The sequence below is a fragment of the Phyllobacterium myrsinacearum genome (genome assembly GCF_002980555.1).
In the GTDB taxonomy this organism is placed as follows: domain Bacteria; phylum Pseudomonadota; class Alphaproteobacteria; order Rhizobiales; family Rhizobiaceae; genus Phyllobacterium; species Phyllobacterium myrsinacearum.
On the sequence record NZ_PVBT01000001.1, the window covers coordinates 885,303 to 899,998 of the forward strand.

Genomic DNA, 14,696 nt, shown 5'->3' on the forward strand with positions numbered 1-14,696 from the left:
CGGCAAGATCTGGCCCGAGAGGGGCCTTAGCTGCACATCATGTAAGGGCGATTGCGACAGGCACGTGATCCGAAGGTTTTTCCCAGGCGCGGACATGTTTTTCGATGCTGGCTGATGCAAGGCGGTTGGCGGCTTCCGGCGACAGCATCAGGTAGTCAATGCGGATGCCGTTGTTCTTCTGCCAGGCTCCAGCCTGATAATCCCAGAATGTGTATGTCCCGGCCTCGTCCGTGACGGAACGGGTCGCATCGGTAAAGCCGAGATTTTCCAGCCGGCGCAATGCCTGGCGCGATTCCGGCTGGAACAGCGCATCATTCAGCCATGCCTCGGGGTGTTTGGCATCCTTCGGTTGGGCAATGACGTTATAGTCGCCCGCCAGTATCAGCGGTTCCTCCAGCGCAAGCCGGTCTTCCGCCCAGCGTTCCATGCGCTCCATCCATCGCAGCTTGTAGGGGAATTTTTCGGTATCGATGGGGTTGCCGTTGGGCAGATACAGCGAAACAACGCGAATGGCGCCGGTTTCCGTCGAAAATACCGCTTCGATGAAACGCGATTGCTCGTCGCTGTCCTCGCCGGGCAGTCCCCGGATTACCTCGTCGGGGCTCTTCTTCGACAGGATGGCAACGCCGTTGAAACCCTTCTGGCCATGGGTTTCGACGTGATAGCCAAGAGCTTCAATCTCGGCCCGCGGAAACTGCTCGTCGACGGACTTGATTTCCTGCAGGCAGACGATGTCCGGGTTGGATTCCTGCAGCCATGCCGTCAGAACTTCGATCCGCGCTTTCACACCATTGATGTTCCAGGTGACAATTTTCATGGGAAACAACGACTTTGCTGAGTTTTTGATTGCGCGAAATCTGAAACGCCGGTCAGACGGAAAAACTGGTGCCGCAGCCGCAGGAGGACGTGGCGTTGGGATTGCGGATCTGGAATGACTGTCCCATCAGGTCATCGACGAAATCGATTTCCGAGCCGCCAATATAGGGCAGGGATATCGAATCGATCAGCACCTTTGCGCCGAGTTTCTCAATGACGATGTCATCGGCGTCCTGGGCATCGACGAGATCATATTTGTAGGAAAAGCCCGAGCAGCCGCCACCTTCGACGGAAATGCGCAAGGCAGTCTTCTCAGGATCGGATTTCAGAATTGCCGAAATGCGCTTGGCAGCAGCATCGGATACGGAAACATTCATTGCATCGCTCATTTCTTCACGCTCCAGGGGCGAACCAAGTTCGCAGCGCTTCGGCTTAAGTTGACATTGTCATGTCACACCTTGCCATTCATCATACACCATAGCTAAGAATTGGCGACCGCGAAGTCAACGACCGGCGCGGCCGCAAAGTGGAAAGGCATTCAATTCAATCATGTCGATGCAGGGAATTGGCTTCGGATACAGGGAGAGGGCGCCCTATGCCTGCGATCCGCAGAGCAGTCGCGGCCGCCTTGTTCCGGAAAACGAGAGTCCGACGCGCACGGTTTTCCAGCGTGATCGCGACCGTATCATCCATTCCACCGCCTTTCGGCGCCTGAAGCACAAGACACAGGTGTTCATCGCCCATGAGGGGGATCACTACCGCACCCGGCTGACCCACACGATCGAAGTGGCGCAGATTGCCCGGGCATTGGCACGGTCGATGCGGCTTGATGAAGATCTGGCCGAGGCGATCGCCTTGGTGCACGACTTTGGCCACACGCCGTTCGGCCATACGGGGGAGGACGCACTCAATGAAAAAATGAAGGATTTTGGCGGGTTTGACCACAATGCCCAGTCATTGCGTATCGTCACCAGCCTTGAACGGCGCTATGCGGAGTTTGACGGGCTGAACCTGACATGGGAGACGCTTGAAGGACTGGTGAAGCACAACGGTCCGCTGACAGGGGCGGATGGAAATGGGCTGAAGCATCCCGTGCCTGCGGCTATTCTCGAATATAACAGCCAGCATGATCTCGAACTCAACCGTTTTGCCTCGCTCGAAGCGCAGTGTGCGGCGATTGCCGATGACATCGCCTACAACGCGCATGACATCGATGATGGCCTGCGTTCCGGGCTCTTGTCGCTGGAGGCCCTGGAGGATGTCCCGCTGACGGGCGACATCCTGCGCGGCGTAAGACAGAAATACCCTGGGCTGGATGAAGTGCGCACGGCGCATGAAATCGTGCGGCGTCAGATCACTCTCATGGTCGAAGACGTGATCCTCACGGCGCAGACCAATATCGAGGCGCTGCAACCGCAATGCGTGGACGATATTCACAATGCCGGACGTATGCTGATCGGGTTTTCCGCTGCCATGCGGGACAAGGAAAAGCTGCTCAAATCGTTCCTTTATAAAAATCTCTATTTCCATGACAGCGTCATCCGCATCAGGAAGTCCGCGGATCAGATCGTGCGGGATCTGTTCGATGCATACATGGCTGACGAGCAGATGATGCCGGAAGGCTGGCGCGAGGGGCCGAAACAGGACGGTTTGGCGCCGCGCGCGCGGCTGGTCGCGGATTTTCTGGCGGGCATGACCGACACTTATGCTGTGCGCGAGCATCGCCGCTTGTTTGACCATACGCCCGAATTGGCTTAAGCGAAGGGCCAATCGCGGTCATATGACCGCACCAACGTGAAAAACCCGATCGAGTATAACGTCATGAACATCTTCGCCGATTTCGATGCGCGGATTAAAAAAGCCCTGCAAGCGCTTGAATTGAAAACCATTGATGGCGCCGAAGTGGATCTGTCCCGTGTTGGTGTCGAGCCGCCGCGCGATCCGAGCCACGGTGATATCGCAACGAATGCCGCGATGGTTCTGTCGAAAGCTGTCGGCCAAAACCCGCGCGAACTGGCGATAAAGATCGGCGATGCGCTGAAAAATGACCCGGATGTCGGCTCGGTCGACGTTGCCGGACCGGGTTTTATCAACCTGCGCTTGAAAGATACATACTGGCACGGGCAGCTGGCGGGCATGCTGGGCGCCGGTCTCGATTACGGCCGGTCGAAGCTGGGCTATGGCCATAGGGTCAATGTCGAGTTCGTTTCGGCCAATCCGACCGGGCCAATGCATGTGGGGCATTGCCGGGGCGCCGTTGTCGGCGATGCGCTGGCCAATCTCCTGTCCTTCGCCGGTTACGATGTGACCAAGGAATATTATATCAACGATGCGGGCGCGCAGATCGATGTGCTCGCCAATTCGGTGATGCTGCGTTACCGCGAAGCGCTGGGCGAGCATATCGGCGAGATTCCGGCCGGCCTTTATCCCGGCGATTATCTTGTTCCGGTCGGGCAGGCGCTTGCCGCCGACTACGGCACCAAGCTTTTGACGATGCCGGAAGAGGAAGCCATTGCGATCATCAAGGACCGGACCATCGATGCCATGATGGCGATGATCCGCGACGATCTTGCCTCGCTCAACGTGCATCACGACGTGTTTTTCTCCGAACGGACACTGCATGCGGACAATGCCAAGCAGATCCGGTCGGCGATCAATGACTTGACGCTGAAGGGGCACGTGTACAAGGGCAAGCTGCCGCCGCCCAAGGGCCAGCTGCCGGAGGATTGGGAAGATCGCGAGCAGACCCTGTTCCGTTCGACCGATGTGGGGGATGATATCGACCGTCCTTTGGTGAAGTCTGACGGCCAGTTCACCTACTTTGCCGCCGACGTTGCCTATTTCAAGGACAAGTATGACCGGCATTTCGATGAAATGATCTACGTGCTGGGCGCGGATCATGGCGGGTACGTCAAGCGGCTGGAATCGCTGGCGCGCGCCGTATCCGGCGGTACGGCCAAGCTGACGGTTCTCATCTGCCAGCTCGTCAAGCTTTATCGCAATGGCGAGCCGGTGCGCATGTCGAAACGCTCGGGCGAGTTCGTCACGCTGCGCGACGTGGTGGAAGAAGTCGGGCGCGATCCCGTCCGGTTCATGATGCTGTACCGGAAGAACGATGCGCCGCTGGATTTCGATTTTGCCAAGGTCACCGAGCATTCCAAGGACAACCCGGTCTTCTACGTCCAATATGCATCCGCGCGGTGCCATTCCGTATTCCGGCAGGCGATCGAACAGCTTGGACTGGGTGAAGAATCACTGGCGGCCAGTGCCCAGCACTTCGGTTTGCTGACGGATGAAAGCGAAATTGCGCTCATCCGCAAGCTCGCCGAATACCCGCGTTTGATTGAAACGGCGGCCGTCCATCAAGAGCCGCACCGGCTTGCTTTCTACCTCTACGACCTGGCAAGTTCGCTGCACGCGCAGTGGAATAAGGGAACCGAAAACGCGGACTTACGTTTTATTAAGGTTAACGATCCAAACTTGTCCCAAGCCAGGCTAGGGCTGGTGCAGGTTGTTTCTAAGGTTTTGGCGTCCGGATTGTCTATCATTGGTGCGGACGCCCCAACCGAAATGCGCTGAAAGGCGCGGAAATCCTGTCAACTTTTGCCCACATTGCGCTGGTATGGCCAATGCGTGACGTCTTTTGACGTCCATAGTTGAGAGTACAGGATTAACGCCATGGCGGACAACTATCTTCAGCGTTCTCACCGGCAGGATGATTCGCGATTCGGTAACGACGATCCTCTGATGGAGCTTTCCCGTATCATGGGAACGCCCGTCGAAGAGGAGCATGCGGCAACCGGATCTGGCGAGGATCTTGCCATGGATCTGGAGCGCGAGCTCATGGGCGATTTTGAGGAACATCCTCAGGTTGCCGCTCCAGCGGCAGCCCCGGCGCCCGCGCACAATCATGGTGAAACGGATCAGTTTGCCCACTTCGATCTTCAGGATGCGGTGGAGCGGGAATTGATGTCGAACGAGGATCATTCTCATTCGCACGCCGCGGCCGAACCTGTTCGTCAGGTGGTTTCCGAGCCGGTGGCGATCTATGAGGAACCCGATTACGCCGATTATGAGCCGGAAGCAGTTTATGCCGACGGCGAAGCGGGCGAGGGGCAGGAGCCGGTCCATTTTTCACCCGAACCGGTGCAGCCGGAGCGCACGGTCGTCGCCGCGCCGTCCTTAAGCCTTGAAGATGAACTTGAGACGCTTCTTGCCGGTTCGGCGAAGCCCGTGGTTCAGCGCTCGGCCAATGCGTCCTGGGGATATGGTTCGCAGGCGCCGGTCATCGGCCGCACCGAAGCTGCTCCCATTATCAGCCGCGCAACCTCCTATGCGCCGTCCGTGAGCCAGCCGGTCGCCGAGGCGAAACCGGCCACTGCGCCGGAACCAGCCGCCTATCAGGCCGCGCCTGTCCCGGCATCGCCAGCCTACGAGCCGGCGCCAGTGCACGAAAGCACCGCAGCGGTTCAGGGCGATCCGCTTGAGGACTTCGACACGGAAGAGCTGATGGCCGCCTTCGACGATTTCGAAGTGCCGCTGGACGTTGAAGATGAGACGGCCGTGGCGCATGCGCCGGAGGCTGAATTGCCCCGTTACCAGAGCCCCGCACATTCCTATGCGGCGGTTCGTGAGCCGGAGCCAGCTCCAGCTGCGCCATCGGTTGCCGCTGAGACCCATCATCTGCCGGAACCGCAGGATTTGAGCGATTATGCGGATGAACTCGACCGGGCCGCATCATCGATCTCCTCTGCGCCCGATGTCCACACCGTTGCGGTGACGGAGAACCGGGTCGAGTACACGGAATCGCTTGATCTGCCTGAAGTGCATTACGAAGACGATGTTCCGCAGCACAATGGCCTGGGCGAGCTTGAAACCGAATTTTCTGAAGTCTTCGGCTCGATCGAGGCGGACGATTCCCGCGCTGCCCATGCGGCGCCGCAGGAAGAGCCGCAGCAGCCGGCGCCTGCCGCCAAGGATGAATATGCCGATATCTTTGCCGATGTCTTCGGCAATGAGGCTGAACAGGGGCACTATACCCCGGCAAGCTATGCGGCTGCCGGAGCCGGTGTTGCCGCAGCAGCGGCTGTCGGCGTGGCTGCTGCCAGCGCGCATCAGTCCCGTCCGGTTGCCAACAGCTACAGCAACGGCCCCGAAGACGACATGGATTTTGGCTACGATCCAAAACGCGACAATGTCGGCATGGCGGCGACCACCTATGCCCAGCCAGTGAGCCGCAAGCGCAGCTTCGTTGTACCGGGCGCCGTAGCGGCGGCCGTTCTCCTCGCGGTGTCCGGTGCCGTTGCCTACAAATGGACCAGCGGATCGGGCGGCGCGCCCGTGGTGATCATGGCCGACAAAACCCCGATCAAGGTTCAGCCGGAAACCACGGCGAACACGACGGCGCCCGCTCAGGACAAGATCGTTTATGAAAAGGGTGCCACCGCGGATACGTCTCCGCCAAAGCAGCAGCAGCTTGTAACGACCCAGGAAAAGCCGGTCGATCTGACTGCCGATACGGATGAGGATATTGCCGGAACCAAGGCCGAGGAGAGGGTCGATCCCGCAGCGGCCAACATGGCTTCGAGCGAACAGCAGGCCCAGCCGAACGATGCCATCGCACCGCGCAAGGTTCAGACCATGGTGGTGAAGCCCGATGGCACCATGGTTGCGGCTATTCCGCAGGCTGCCGATCCCGTTGCCTCGGGCCCTGCCGCCGCGCCTATGGCACGTCCGGCACCGGCAGCTCCGGCTCCGGTCAGCGCAATGCCTGACGGCAATGATCAGATCGGCTCGCTTGCGGCAGCCAGCAATCCTGCAACGCCAAAACCGGCAGTTGAGCCCCTGGTTGCCAAGCCGCAGGCTCCGGCAACCGGCAAGCTTCCGGCCAAGACAGTTGAAACCAAGAAGATCACGGCAGAGACTGTTGCCTCCGTTGCGCCGAAGAATGTCCCGATTGTCGACTCCCGTCCGGCTGAACAGCCCCTCAACGTTGTTGATCGCGTTGCGCCGCAAAAGCCGGCCGGTCAGCCGCAGCAGCAGGTTGCTTCGGCCGTGGCGCCGGGCACCTATCTGATCCAGGTGGCTTCGCAGCCGACGGCGGAAGGTGCGCAGAAGACCTATGCTTCGCTCGCCCAGCGCTATCCCGGTGTGATCGCCGGTCGCGGTGTCGATATCAAGCAGGCCGAAATTGCTGGCAAGGGTACGTTCTACCGTGTGCGTATCCCGGCTGGTACCAAGGATGCTGCCGTCAATCTCTGCACCAAGTTCAAGTCAGCGGGCGGCAGCTGCTTCGTCACTCAGTGATCCGCAATCCGGTAATCCGGCAAAGGCGGCCAATGGCCGCCTTTTCCTTTTTTGCATCAACGCAGTAGACTTTACCCATGAGCGAATCAAAAGCATGGATTGCCGGCACGTCCGGTCTGAAGCTGACCCCTGACGAAATCGCGTTCTTCCGCGATGAACGCCCGTGGGGTTTTATCTTGTTTGCCCGCAATGTCGGCGAAGCGGCGCAGGTCGAGGATTTGACCGCGCATCTGCGTGATCTGGTGCGGCGCGACGAAGCCCCGGTGCTGATCGATCAGGAAGGCGGGCGGGTGCAGCGTCTGCGCCCGCCGCTGGCGCCCAATTACCCCGCCGGTTCCGCGCTGGGCGCGTTGTTCAAGCAGGATGAGGAGGCGGGATTGCGCGCCGCCTGGCTGCTGTCGCGCCTTCACGCATTCGATCTCATGAAACTCGGCGTCAATGTCGATTGTCTTCCGGTTCTCGATGTTCCGGTTGAGGGGGCCAACGAGGTCATCGGCAGCCGCGCCTATGGCAACCACCCGGAAATCGTCACGGCGATGGGCAGGGCTGCGGCGGAAGGCCTTCTGGCGGGCGGCATGCTGCCCGTGATGAAGCATATTCCCGGCCATGGCCGCGCATTTGCCGACACCCATCACGAATTGCCGACCGTGACAACACCGCTCGATGAATTGGCCGAACATGATTTTGCCCCGTTCCGGGCTCTGGCGCATCTGCCCATGGCGATGAGCGCCCATGTCATCTTCTCGGCCATCGATCCGAAGCATCCGGCGACGACATCCGGCAAGGTCGTGGAGGAGATCATTCGCGGCCATATCGGCTTTGACGGGCTGCTGATGAGCGACGATGTGTCGATGAATGCACTTTCTGGGGATTATTTCGACCGGACCAAAGCAATCTTTGCGGCGGGCCTCGATATCGTGCTTCACTGCCACGGCATTATGGAGCAGATGACGGCCGTTGCTTCCTGCACGCCCGAGCTGAACGGCAAGGCGCTGGAGCGGGCCCAGCGGGCAATCCAATATGCGAGAAAGCCGGATGCTTCGGATGAAGCGGAAATCCGGGAAGAATTCCAGCGTTTCTTCGAAGTGGTGGCATAGAGCGAGAGAGATTTGACGGCGACGGAGCAAAAGACCAATGGCAAGACTGCGGCACCCATGGAGGCGCTGTGGGAAAGTGCATCCGATCGTGGTGTCAGCGAGCCATCGCTTCTGATCGACATCAAGGGTTTTGAAGGCCCGCTCGATCTGCTTCTGCATCTGGCACGCAACCAGCGCGTCGATCTCGCCCGCATTTCCGTGCTTGCCCTTGTCGAACAGTATCTGATCTTCATCCGGCAGGCTCAGGCTTTGCGGCTGGAGCTTGCCGCCGACTATCTGGTCATGGCGGCCTGGCTGACCTACCTCAAGTCCAAACTGCTGATTCCGAAGACCCCCGGCGATGAGGGCGAGAGCGGCGAGGAGCTGGCGGCGACGCTGCAATTCCGTCTGAAGCGGCTGGAAGCGATGCGCGATGCGGCCACGAAGCTGGTCAACCGCAACCGCCTTGGCCGCGATATCTTTGCGCGCGGCATGCCGGAAGCCGTCATTGTCGACCAGACCAACATCTATTCGGCAACGCTGTACGAACTCCTGACCGCCTATGCCTCGCAGCGGCAGAAGCAGGCGATTTCCCACGTGCAGATCGCCCGCCGCAGCGTCTGGTCACTGAAGGAAGCACGCACCATCCTGATGCGCCTCGTCGGCGAGATGAAGGACTGGACGGCGCTGGATCAATACCTCCTCGACTTCATCGCGTCGCCCAGCGAGCGCGCCACCGTGCTTGCCAGTTCCTTTGCCGCCAGCCTTGAAATGGTGCGGGAAGGGCATATGGAAATCCAGCAGACCGGCGCATTCAAGCCGATTTTCCTGCGGGACCGGCCGCCAAGACCAGTGGAAAAGACCGATCAGCCGCCGCTGACGACGATGAGGGACGTGGTCAATGGCTGAAACCGGTCCCCTGCATATCCAGCCCGACAATGATGAAAACGACAGCCGCGAGGCCGACTGGAAGTCGACGATCTCCGTATCCGATGCACTGCGCATGGCCGAGGCCATCCTGTTTGCCTCAGCCGAACCGGTGACGGTGCGGGCGCTGGAGGAGCGGCTGCCGTCGGGGATCGACGTTCCGGCCCTGCTTGGCGAGCTGCAGTCGGTGTATTCCAAGCGCGGTATCAATCTTCTGCAGGTTGGCGGCGCATGGGCCTTCCGCACCGCCGCCGATCTTGCCTTCCTGATGAACCGCGAGGCGGTGCAGCAGAAGAAACTGTCCCGGGCCGCGCTCGAAGTTCTCGCGGTGATTGCCTATCACCAGCCGGTGACGCGGGCCGAGCTTGAAGATATTCGCGGCGTGGAGACGTCAAAGGGCACGCTCGATGTGCTGATGGAGACGGGCTGGATCAAATTCCGCGGGCGCCGGCGCACGCCGGGGCGGCCGATCACCTATGGCACGACATCCTCGTTCCTCGATCATTTCGGCCTGCAGGAAGTGCGTGATCTGCCGGGTATCGACGAATTGCGCGGTGCCGGACTGTTGTCCGCGCGCATGCCCGCCAATTTTGCCATTCCCATTCCGGTCAACGATCCCGATGAGCTGACCGAGGACGAAGATCCGCTAACCGATATCGATCTGGAAGAACTCGGCCTTTTGACACCGCGTGTCGAACACGATTGAATTTTTATTTGCCATATTTGTGCGCAATGGTGGCGCAGGAGATGCCGGTTCGGAAAATTCGTGCTGAAGATTTCAATTCGCACTTGCGCCGAACTTACATGAATGTGAAACAACAATATGCACTTGTGTTTGAAAAGCACGGGGAAAAGGCATAGATGAGCTCAAACTGTTGAGCGAATGCGAGGGTAAAATGGGTAGTTTTTCAATCTGGCACTGGCTGATCGTCCTGGCGATCGTGCTTCTGGTTTTTGGCCGCGGCAAGATTCCCGAACTGATGGGTGACGTTGCCAAGGGCATCAAGAACTTCAAGAGCGGCATGGCCGATGATGATACGGCTGACAATTCCAAGACGATCGACAATCAGCCGAACCAGCCGGTGAATTCCGTCAAGGAAAAGACAACGAAGTCCTGAGCGGCTTGATATAGTTTTTTCCTGCGCGGGGCTTTGCTGCCTCGCTGCGGCCGGAGCATGATGAATGTTTGATGTTGGTTGGTCGGAAATCCTGGTGATCGTGATCGTGGTGATCGTGGTGGTCGGGCCAAAAGATTTGCCGAAAATGCTGCGCGCCTTTGGCAAGGCGACGGCAAAGTTTCGTGCGACTGCAGGTGAATTCCGGCGGCAATTCGATGAAGCCCTCAAAGAGGCGGAGCTTGATGATGTGCGCGATATCATCAACGATGCCAAGAGCCTCGATCCGCGCAACGATATCCGCAAGGTTTTCGATCCCGTCCGCACGATTGGCGAAGAAATCCGCTCATCTCTGAAAGACGATGGCACGGCTGGCAAAACCAATATTGCCGTACCCGATCCGTCTGCTCCCGGCGCGACGCAGCTGCAGCCGCAGACGATGGAGCCCGTCGCGCCCTTGATGACGGCCGCAGCGCCGAAGAAAGCCCGCCGGGCCAGCAAGCCCAAGGCCGCGGCTGAAACACCGGCTTCCGCCGCCGTATCCGGGAAGGCGGCACCAGCCAGGGCAGCGGCCAAGGCCGCCGCGCCTGCCAAAGTTGCGGCCAGGTCATCTGCTGCCAAAACACCGGCAGAAACGCCTGCACAGACTGCACCAGCGAAAAGAACGACCAAGCCGCGTGCCAAGGCCAAAGCTGGCGATACGGGGACAAAATCTTGAGCAAGACCGACGACGACATTGATAAGAGCTCGGCCCCGCTGATCGAACATCTCATCGAATTGCGCCGCCGTCTGATCTGGGCACTGGTGGCATTTTTCGTGGCTTTCCTGATCTGCTTCCATTTTGGCCGGCAGTTGTTCAATGTTCTGGTCATCCCGTACCAGTGGGCCGTGTCCTGGGCCGGCTTTGATCCGGCAAAGGCGCAATTGATCTATACCGCCCCGCAGGAGTTTTTCTTCACGCAGGTCAAGATCGCCATGTTCGGCGGCATTGTTCTGGCCTTTCCGGTCATTGCCTCGCAGATTTACAAGTTTGTTGCGCCGGGCCTGTACAAGAATGAACGGATGGCATTTCTGCCATTCCTGATCGCATCGCCGGTGCTGTTCCTGATGGGCGGCGCGCTGGTGTTCTTCTTCTTCACCCCCATGGTGATGTGGTTCTTCCTTGCCATGCAGCAGACAGGCGGCGCCGGGGAAGTGCAGATTTCGCTTCTGCCCAAGGTTTCGGAATATCTGAGCCTGATCATGACGCTGATTTTCGCGTTTGGCCTGGTGTTCCAGTTGCCGGTGGTGACATCGCTGCTCGCACGGGTGGGGCTTGTCAGCTATGAAGGCCTGCGGTCGAAGCGCAAATATGCCATCGTCATTGCCTTTATCGTCGCGGCGGTGATCACCCCGCCCGACCCCCTCAGCCAAATCGGTCTTGCGCTCCCGACGATCCTTCTCTACGAGGTTTCCATCTGGATGGCGCGTCTGATCGAGAAAAAGCGTGAGGCAGCTGAAGCCGAAGCACAATCAGGGTCCAGCGATAGCGATATCTCGTCCTGACGCAGCTCCAGCTTTCGCCGGACAATCACGTCCTCAATCCAACGAACACTTCAAGACGGCTTTATTACCATGCTCGACATCAAATGGATCCGCGAGAATCCTCAGGCGCTTGACGCAGCTTTGGCGAAACGGAGCGTCGAGCCGCAGTCGTCCCGCCTGATCGAACTGGATGAGAAGCGCCGCCAGCATATTGCCAAATTGCAGGATGCACAGGAACGCCGCAATGCCGCCTCCAAGGAGATCGGCAAGGCCATGGGCGCCAAGGACCAGGCCACGGCCGACCGTCTGAAGGCCGAAGTCGCCGAGATCAAGGTGTTCCTGCAGAGTGCCGAGGAAGAAGAGCGTCAGCTCGACCGCGCGTTGAACGATGCGCTGGCGGTGCTTCCCAACCTGCCGCTCGACAATGTTCCGGTTGGCAAGGATGAGAGCGGCAATGTCGAGACGCGCCGTGTCGGTCATCTCAAGAACTTCTCCTTTGAGCCCAAGGAGCATTTCGAGATTGGTGAAAACCTCGGCTACATGGATTTTGAGCGTGCAGCAAAGCTGTCCGGCAGCCGCTTCACCGTCCTGAAGAGCCAACTGGCACGGCTGGAGCGCGCGCTCGGTCAGTTCATGATCGATCTGCACACGACCGAGCATGGCTATACCGAGGTCAATCCGCCGCTTCTGGTCAATGCCGACGTGCTTTACGGCACGGGGCAGTTGCCGAAGTTCGAAGAGGATCTCTTCAAGACAGGCGATGGCCGCTATCTCATTCCGACGGCCGAGGTGCCGCTGACCAATCTGGTGCGCGAAGAAATCCTCGACATTCGCGATCTGCCGATCCGGATGACGGCACTGACGGCCTGCTTCCGCTCGGAGGCCGGTTCTGCCGGGCGCGACACACGCGGCATGCTGCGTCAGCACCAGTTCATGAAGGTCGAGCTTGTGTCGGTGACGGATGCCGAGGGTTCCATTGCCGAGCATGAGCGCATGACGGCCTGCGCCGAGGAAGTGCTGAAGCGCCTCGACCTGTCGTTCCGCACGATGACGCTGTGCACGGGCGACATGGGCTTTGGCGCGCAGAAGACCTATGATCTGGAAGTCTGGCTTCCCGGCCAGAAGGCCTATCGCGAAATCTCCAGCTGCTCCGTCTGCGGTGATTTCCAGGCACGCCGCATGAATGCGCGCTACCGGCCGGAAGGCGAGAAATCGACACGTTTCGTCCATACGCTCAACGGTTCCGGCACTGCCGTCGGACGCGCACTGATCGCTGTTGTCGAAAATTATCAGAACGAGGACGGCAGCGTCACAGTTCCTGAAGCACTTGTGCCTTACATGGGTGGACTGAAACGAATCGAAAAAGCTGCATAGGAGAGGGCGATGCGCATTCTGCTGACCAACGATGATGGTATTCATGCGGAAGGTCTGGCTGTTCTGGAACGTATCGCCCGCCAGCTTTCCGACGATGTCTGGGTGATCGCACCCGAAACCGACCAGAGCGGCCTGGCCCATTCGCTGACGCTGTCGACGCCGTTGCGTCTGCGCCAGATCGATGACCGGCACTACGCCGTTCGCGGTACGCCGACGGACTGCGTGATCATGGGCGTCAAGCATCTGATGCCTGAGCCGCCTGACCTGATCCTGTCCGGGGTCAATTCCGGCTCGAACACGGCCGATGATGTCACCTATTCCGGCACCATCGCTGCGGCCATCGAAGGCACGCTCCTCGGCATCAACTCCATTGCCCTGTCGCAGGAATACAATCTGGATGGCGGGACACGCGTCCTGCCATGGGACATTGTTGAACAGCGGGCACCGGCGCTCCTGAAAAAGCTTCTGGGCGTCACGCTGGCCAAAGGCGTGCTTCTCAATGTGAATTTCCCCAGCTGCAGCGGCGGCGAACTGGCCGGCGTCCGCGTGACGGCACAGGGCAAGCTCTCCCATGGATTGACCATCGAAGAGCGGCAGGATGGACGCGGCCTGCCATATTACTGGCTGCGCTACGGCCGCGGCAAGGATGAACCGGCGGAAGACAGCGATGTTGCGGCCATCCGCAAAAACTACATCTCTGTGACGCCGCTGCAGCTCGATTTGACCGCACACGAGATGCGCCAGACCTTGGAGGATGCGTTCGCATGAAGCCTGCGCTTTCAGAACGGGAGGGCTTTGCCGCCTTCGTCCTGCGGATGCGGTCTTTGGGGTTGTCGGACCAGCGGCTTATGGCGGCCTTTGAAGCCACGTCGCGCATGGCCTTTGTTTCCGGCAATCTGGGAACGCTGGCCTATGGCGACCGGATGCTGCCGATCGAATGCGGTGAGTTCATGGAAGGGCTCGACCTGCAGGCGCGGCTGATCAAGGCACTCGATCTTGAGCCGGCGCACCGGGTTCTGGAAATCGGCACAGGCACCGGATTTACCGCCGCCATCATGGCCAGGCTTGCCGGACGGGTTCTGTCCATCGAGCGTTATCGCACTCTGGTTGAACTTGCCCAACAGCGCCACCAGACATTGAAGATCGAAAATATCTTCATCAAGCACGCCGATGGCAAGCTTGGCCTGACCCATGACGGACCGTTTGACCGCATTGTCGTCTGGGCCGCTTTTGAAAGCATGCCGCGCCAGTTCGTCGAGCTTCTGTCATCGAACGGGGTCATGATTGCCCCGATCGGTCCGGTTGACGGCAAGCAGGTGGTGTCGCGCTTGTCGAAGATCGGAAGCCGTTTCGAGCGCGAGGATATGATGCCCGCGCGCTTTTTGCCGCTGCTGGACGGCGTCGCCACAGCCCTTTGACACGGACGTTCTGCCGCAGGACAGGCGCAACCCTTTACGGGTTTGGTGAATCTTTTACAAATTTTCTGCCCGTTTTAACGGTCGAGTAACATTAACGCGGTTTAATGGCTCAATATTCTTGTATTGAGTACGGGCGGGAT

14 protein-coding genes are annotated in these 14,696 nt (G+C 59.3%); 12 read left to right on the plus strand and 2 right to left on the minus strand.

All coding sequences use genetic code 11. From position 1 onward, the window contains the following. Positions 1–37: 37 nt before the first annotated feature. Positions 38–817, minus strand: a complete 780-nt coding sequence (gene xth / locus C5750_RS04245) for an exodeoxyribonuclease III (RefSeq protein ID WP_105732581.1) — start codon at positions 815–817, stop codon at positions 38–40. Between the two features lie 52 nt (positions 818–869). Then, positions 870–1,205 (minus strand): iron-sulfur cluster insertion protein ErpA, encoded by a 336-nt coding sequence (gene erpA / locus C5750_RS04250; RefSeq protein WP_162800193.1) that lies wholly within the window; start codon positions 1,203–1,205, stop codon positions 870–872. Between the two features lie 160 nt (positions 1,206–1,365). Here erpA and C5750_RS04255 point away from each other — a divergent pair, with 160 nt between their 5' ends. The 12 genes from C5750_RS04255 (at position 1,366) to C5750_RS04310 (ending at position 14,556) form a co-directional block, all read left to right on the plus strand. Beyond that, positions 1,366–2,574 carry a deoxyguanosinetriphosphate triphosphohydrolase gene (locus C5750_RS04255; RefSeq protein ID WP_105732582.1) on the plus strand — a complete coding sequence of 403 codons (1,209 nt, stop codon included), beginning with the start codon at positions 1,366–1,368 and terminating at the stop codon, positions 2,572–2,574. Between the two features lie 63 nt (positions 2,575–2,637). Next, positions 2,638–4,395: an arginine--tRNA ligase gene (gene argS, locus C5750_RS04260; RefSeq protein ID WP_105732583.1), complete on the plus strand. Its 1,758-nt coding sequence runs from the start codon at positions 2,638–2,640 to the stop codon at positions 4,393–4,395. Between the two features lie 99 nt (positions 4,396–4,494). Then, positions 4,495–7,122: an SPOR domain-containing protein gene (locus tag C5750_RS04265; protein WP_105732584.1), complete on the plus strand. Its 2,628-nt coding sequence runs from the start codon at positions 4,495–4,497 to the stop codon at positions 7,120–7,122. A 77-nt stretch (positions 7,123–7,199) separates the two neighbouring features. Then, entirely contained in the window at positions 7,200–8,219 is a 1,020-nt protein-coding gene (gene nagZ / locus C5750_RS04270) for a beta-N-acetylhexosaminidase (RefSeq protein WP_105732585.1), read from the plus strand. 57 nt (positions 8,220–8,276) lie between these two features. Next, complete coding sequence (locus C5750_RS04275) at positions 8,277–9,107, plus strand: segregation and condensation protein A (protein ID WP_105732586.1); 831 nt, start codon at positions 8,277–8,279, stop codon at positions 9,105–9,107. Beyond that, a complete protein-coding gene (gene scpB, locus C5750_RS04280) occupies positions 9,100–9,831 on the plus strand; it encodes an SMC-Scp complex subunit ScpB (protein WP_105732587.1) in 732 nt (243 codons plus the stop codon). The genes C5750_RS04275 and scpB overlap by 8 nt, the downstream gene beginning before the upstream one ends. Before the next feature lie 190 nt (positions 9,832–10,021). Beyond that, positions 10,022–10,243 carry a twin-arginine translocase TatA/TatE family subunit gene (locus C5750_RS04285; RefSeq protein WP_105732588.1) on the plus strand — a complete coding sequence of 74 codons (222 nt, stop codon included), beginning with the start codon at positions 10,022–10,024 and terminating at the stop codon, positions 10,241–10,243. Between the two features lie 64 nt (positions 10,244–10,307). Beyond that, on the plus strand, positions 10,308–10,958 hold the full coding sequence (gene tatB, locus C5750_RS04290) for a Sec-independent protein translocase protein TatB (protein WP_105732589.1): 651 nt from the start codon (positions 10,308–10,310) through the stop codon (positions 10,956–10,958). Beyond that, entirely contained in the window at positions 10,955–11,785 is an 831-nt protein-coding gene (tatC, locus tag C5750_RS04295; protein ID WP_105732590.1) for a twin-arginine translocase subunit TatC, read from the plus strand. The genes tatB and tatC overlap by 4 nt, the downstream gene beginning before the upstream one ends. Before the next feature lie 69 nt (positions 11,786–11,854). Continuing rightward, positions 11,855–13,138: a serine--tRNA ligase gene (serS, locus tag C5750_RS04300; protein WP_105732591.1), complete on the plus strand. Its 1,284-nt coding sequence runs from the start codon at positions 11,855–11,857 to the stop codon at positions 13,136–13,138. 9 nt (positions 13,139–13,147) lie between these two features. Beyond that, a complete protein-coding gene (surE, locus tag C5750_RS04305) occupies positions 13,148–13,906 on the plus strand; it encodes a 5'/3'-nucleotidase SurE (protein ID WP_105732592.1) in 759 nt (252 codons plus the stop codon). After that, a complete protein-coding gene (locus tag C5750_RS04310; RefSeq protein WP_105732593.1) occupies positions 13,903–14,556 on the plus strand; it encodes a protein-L-isoaspartate(D-aspartate) O-methyltransferase in 654 nt (217 codons plus the stop codon). The genes surE and C5750_RS04310 overlap by 4 nt, the downstream gene beginning before the upstream one ends. Positions 14,557–14,696 lie beyond the last annotated feature (140 nt).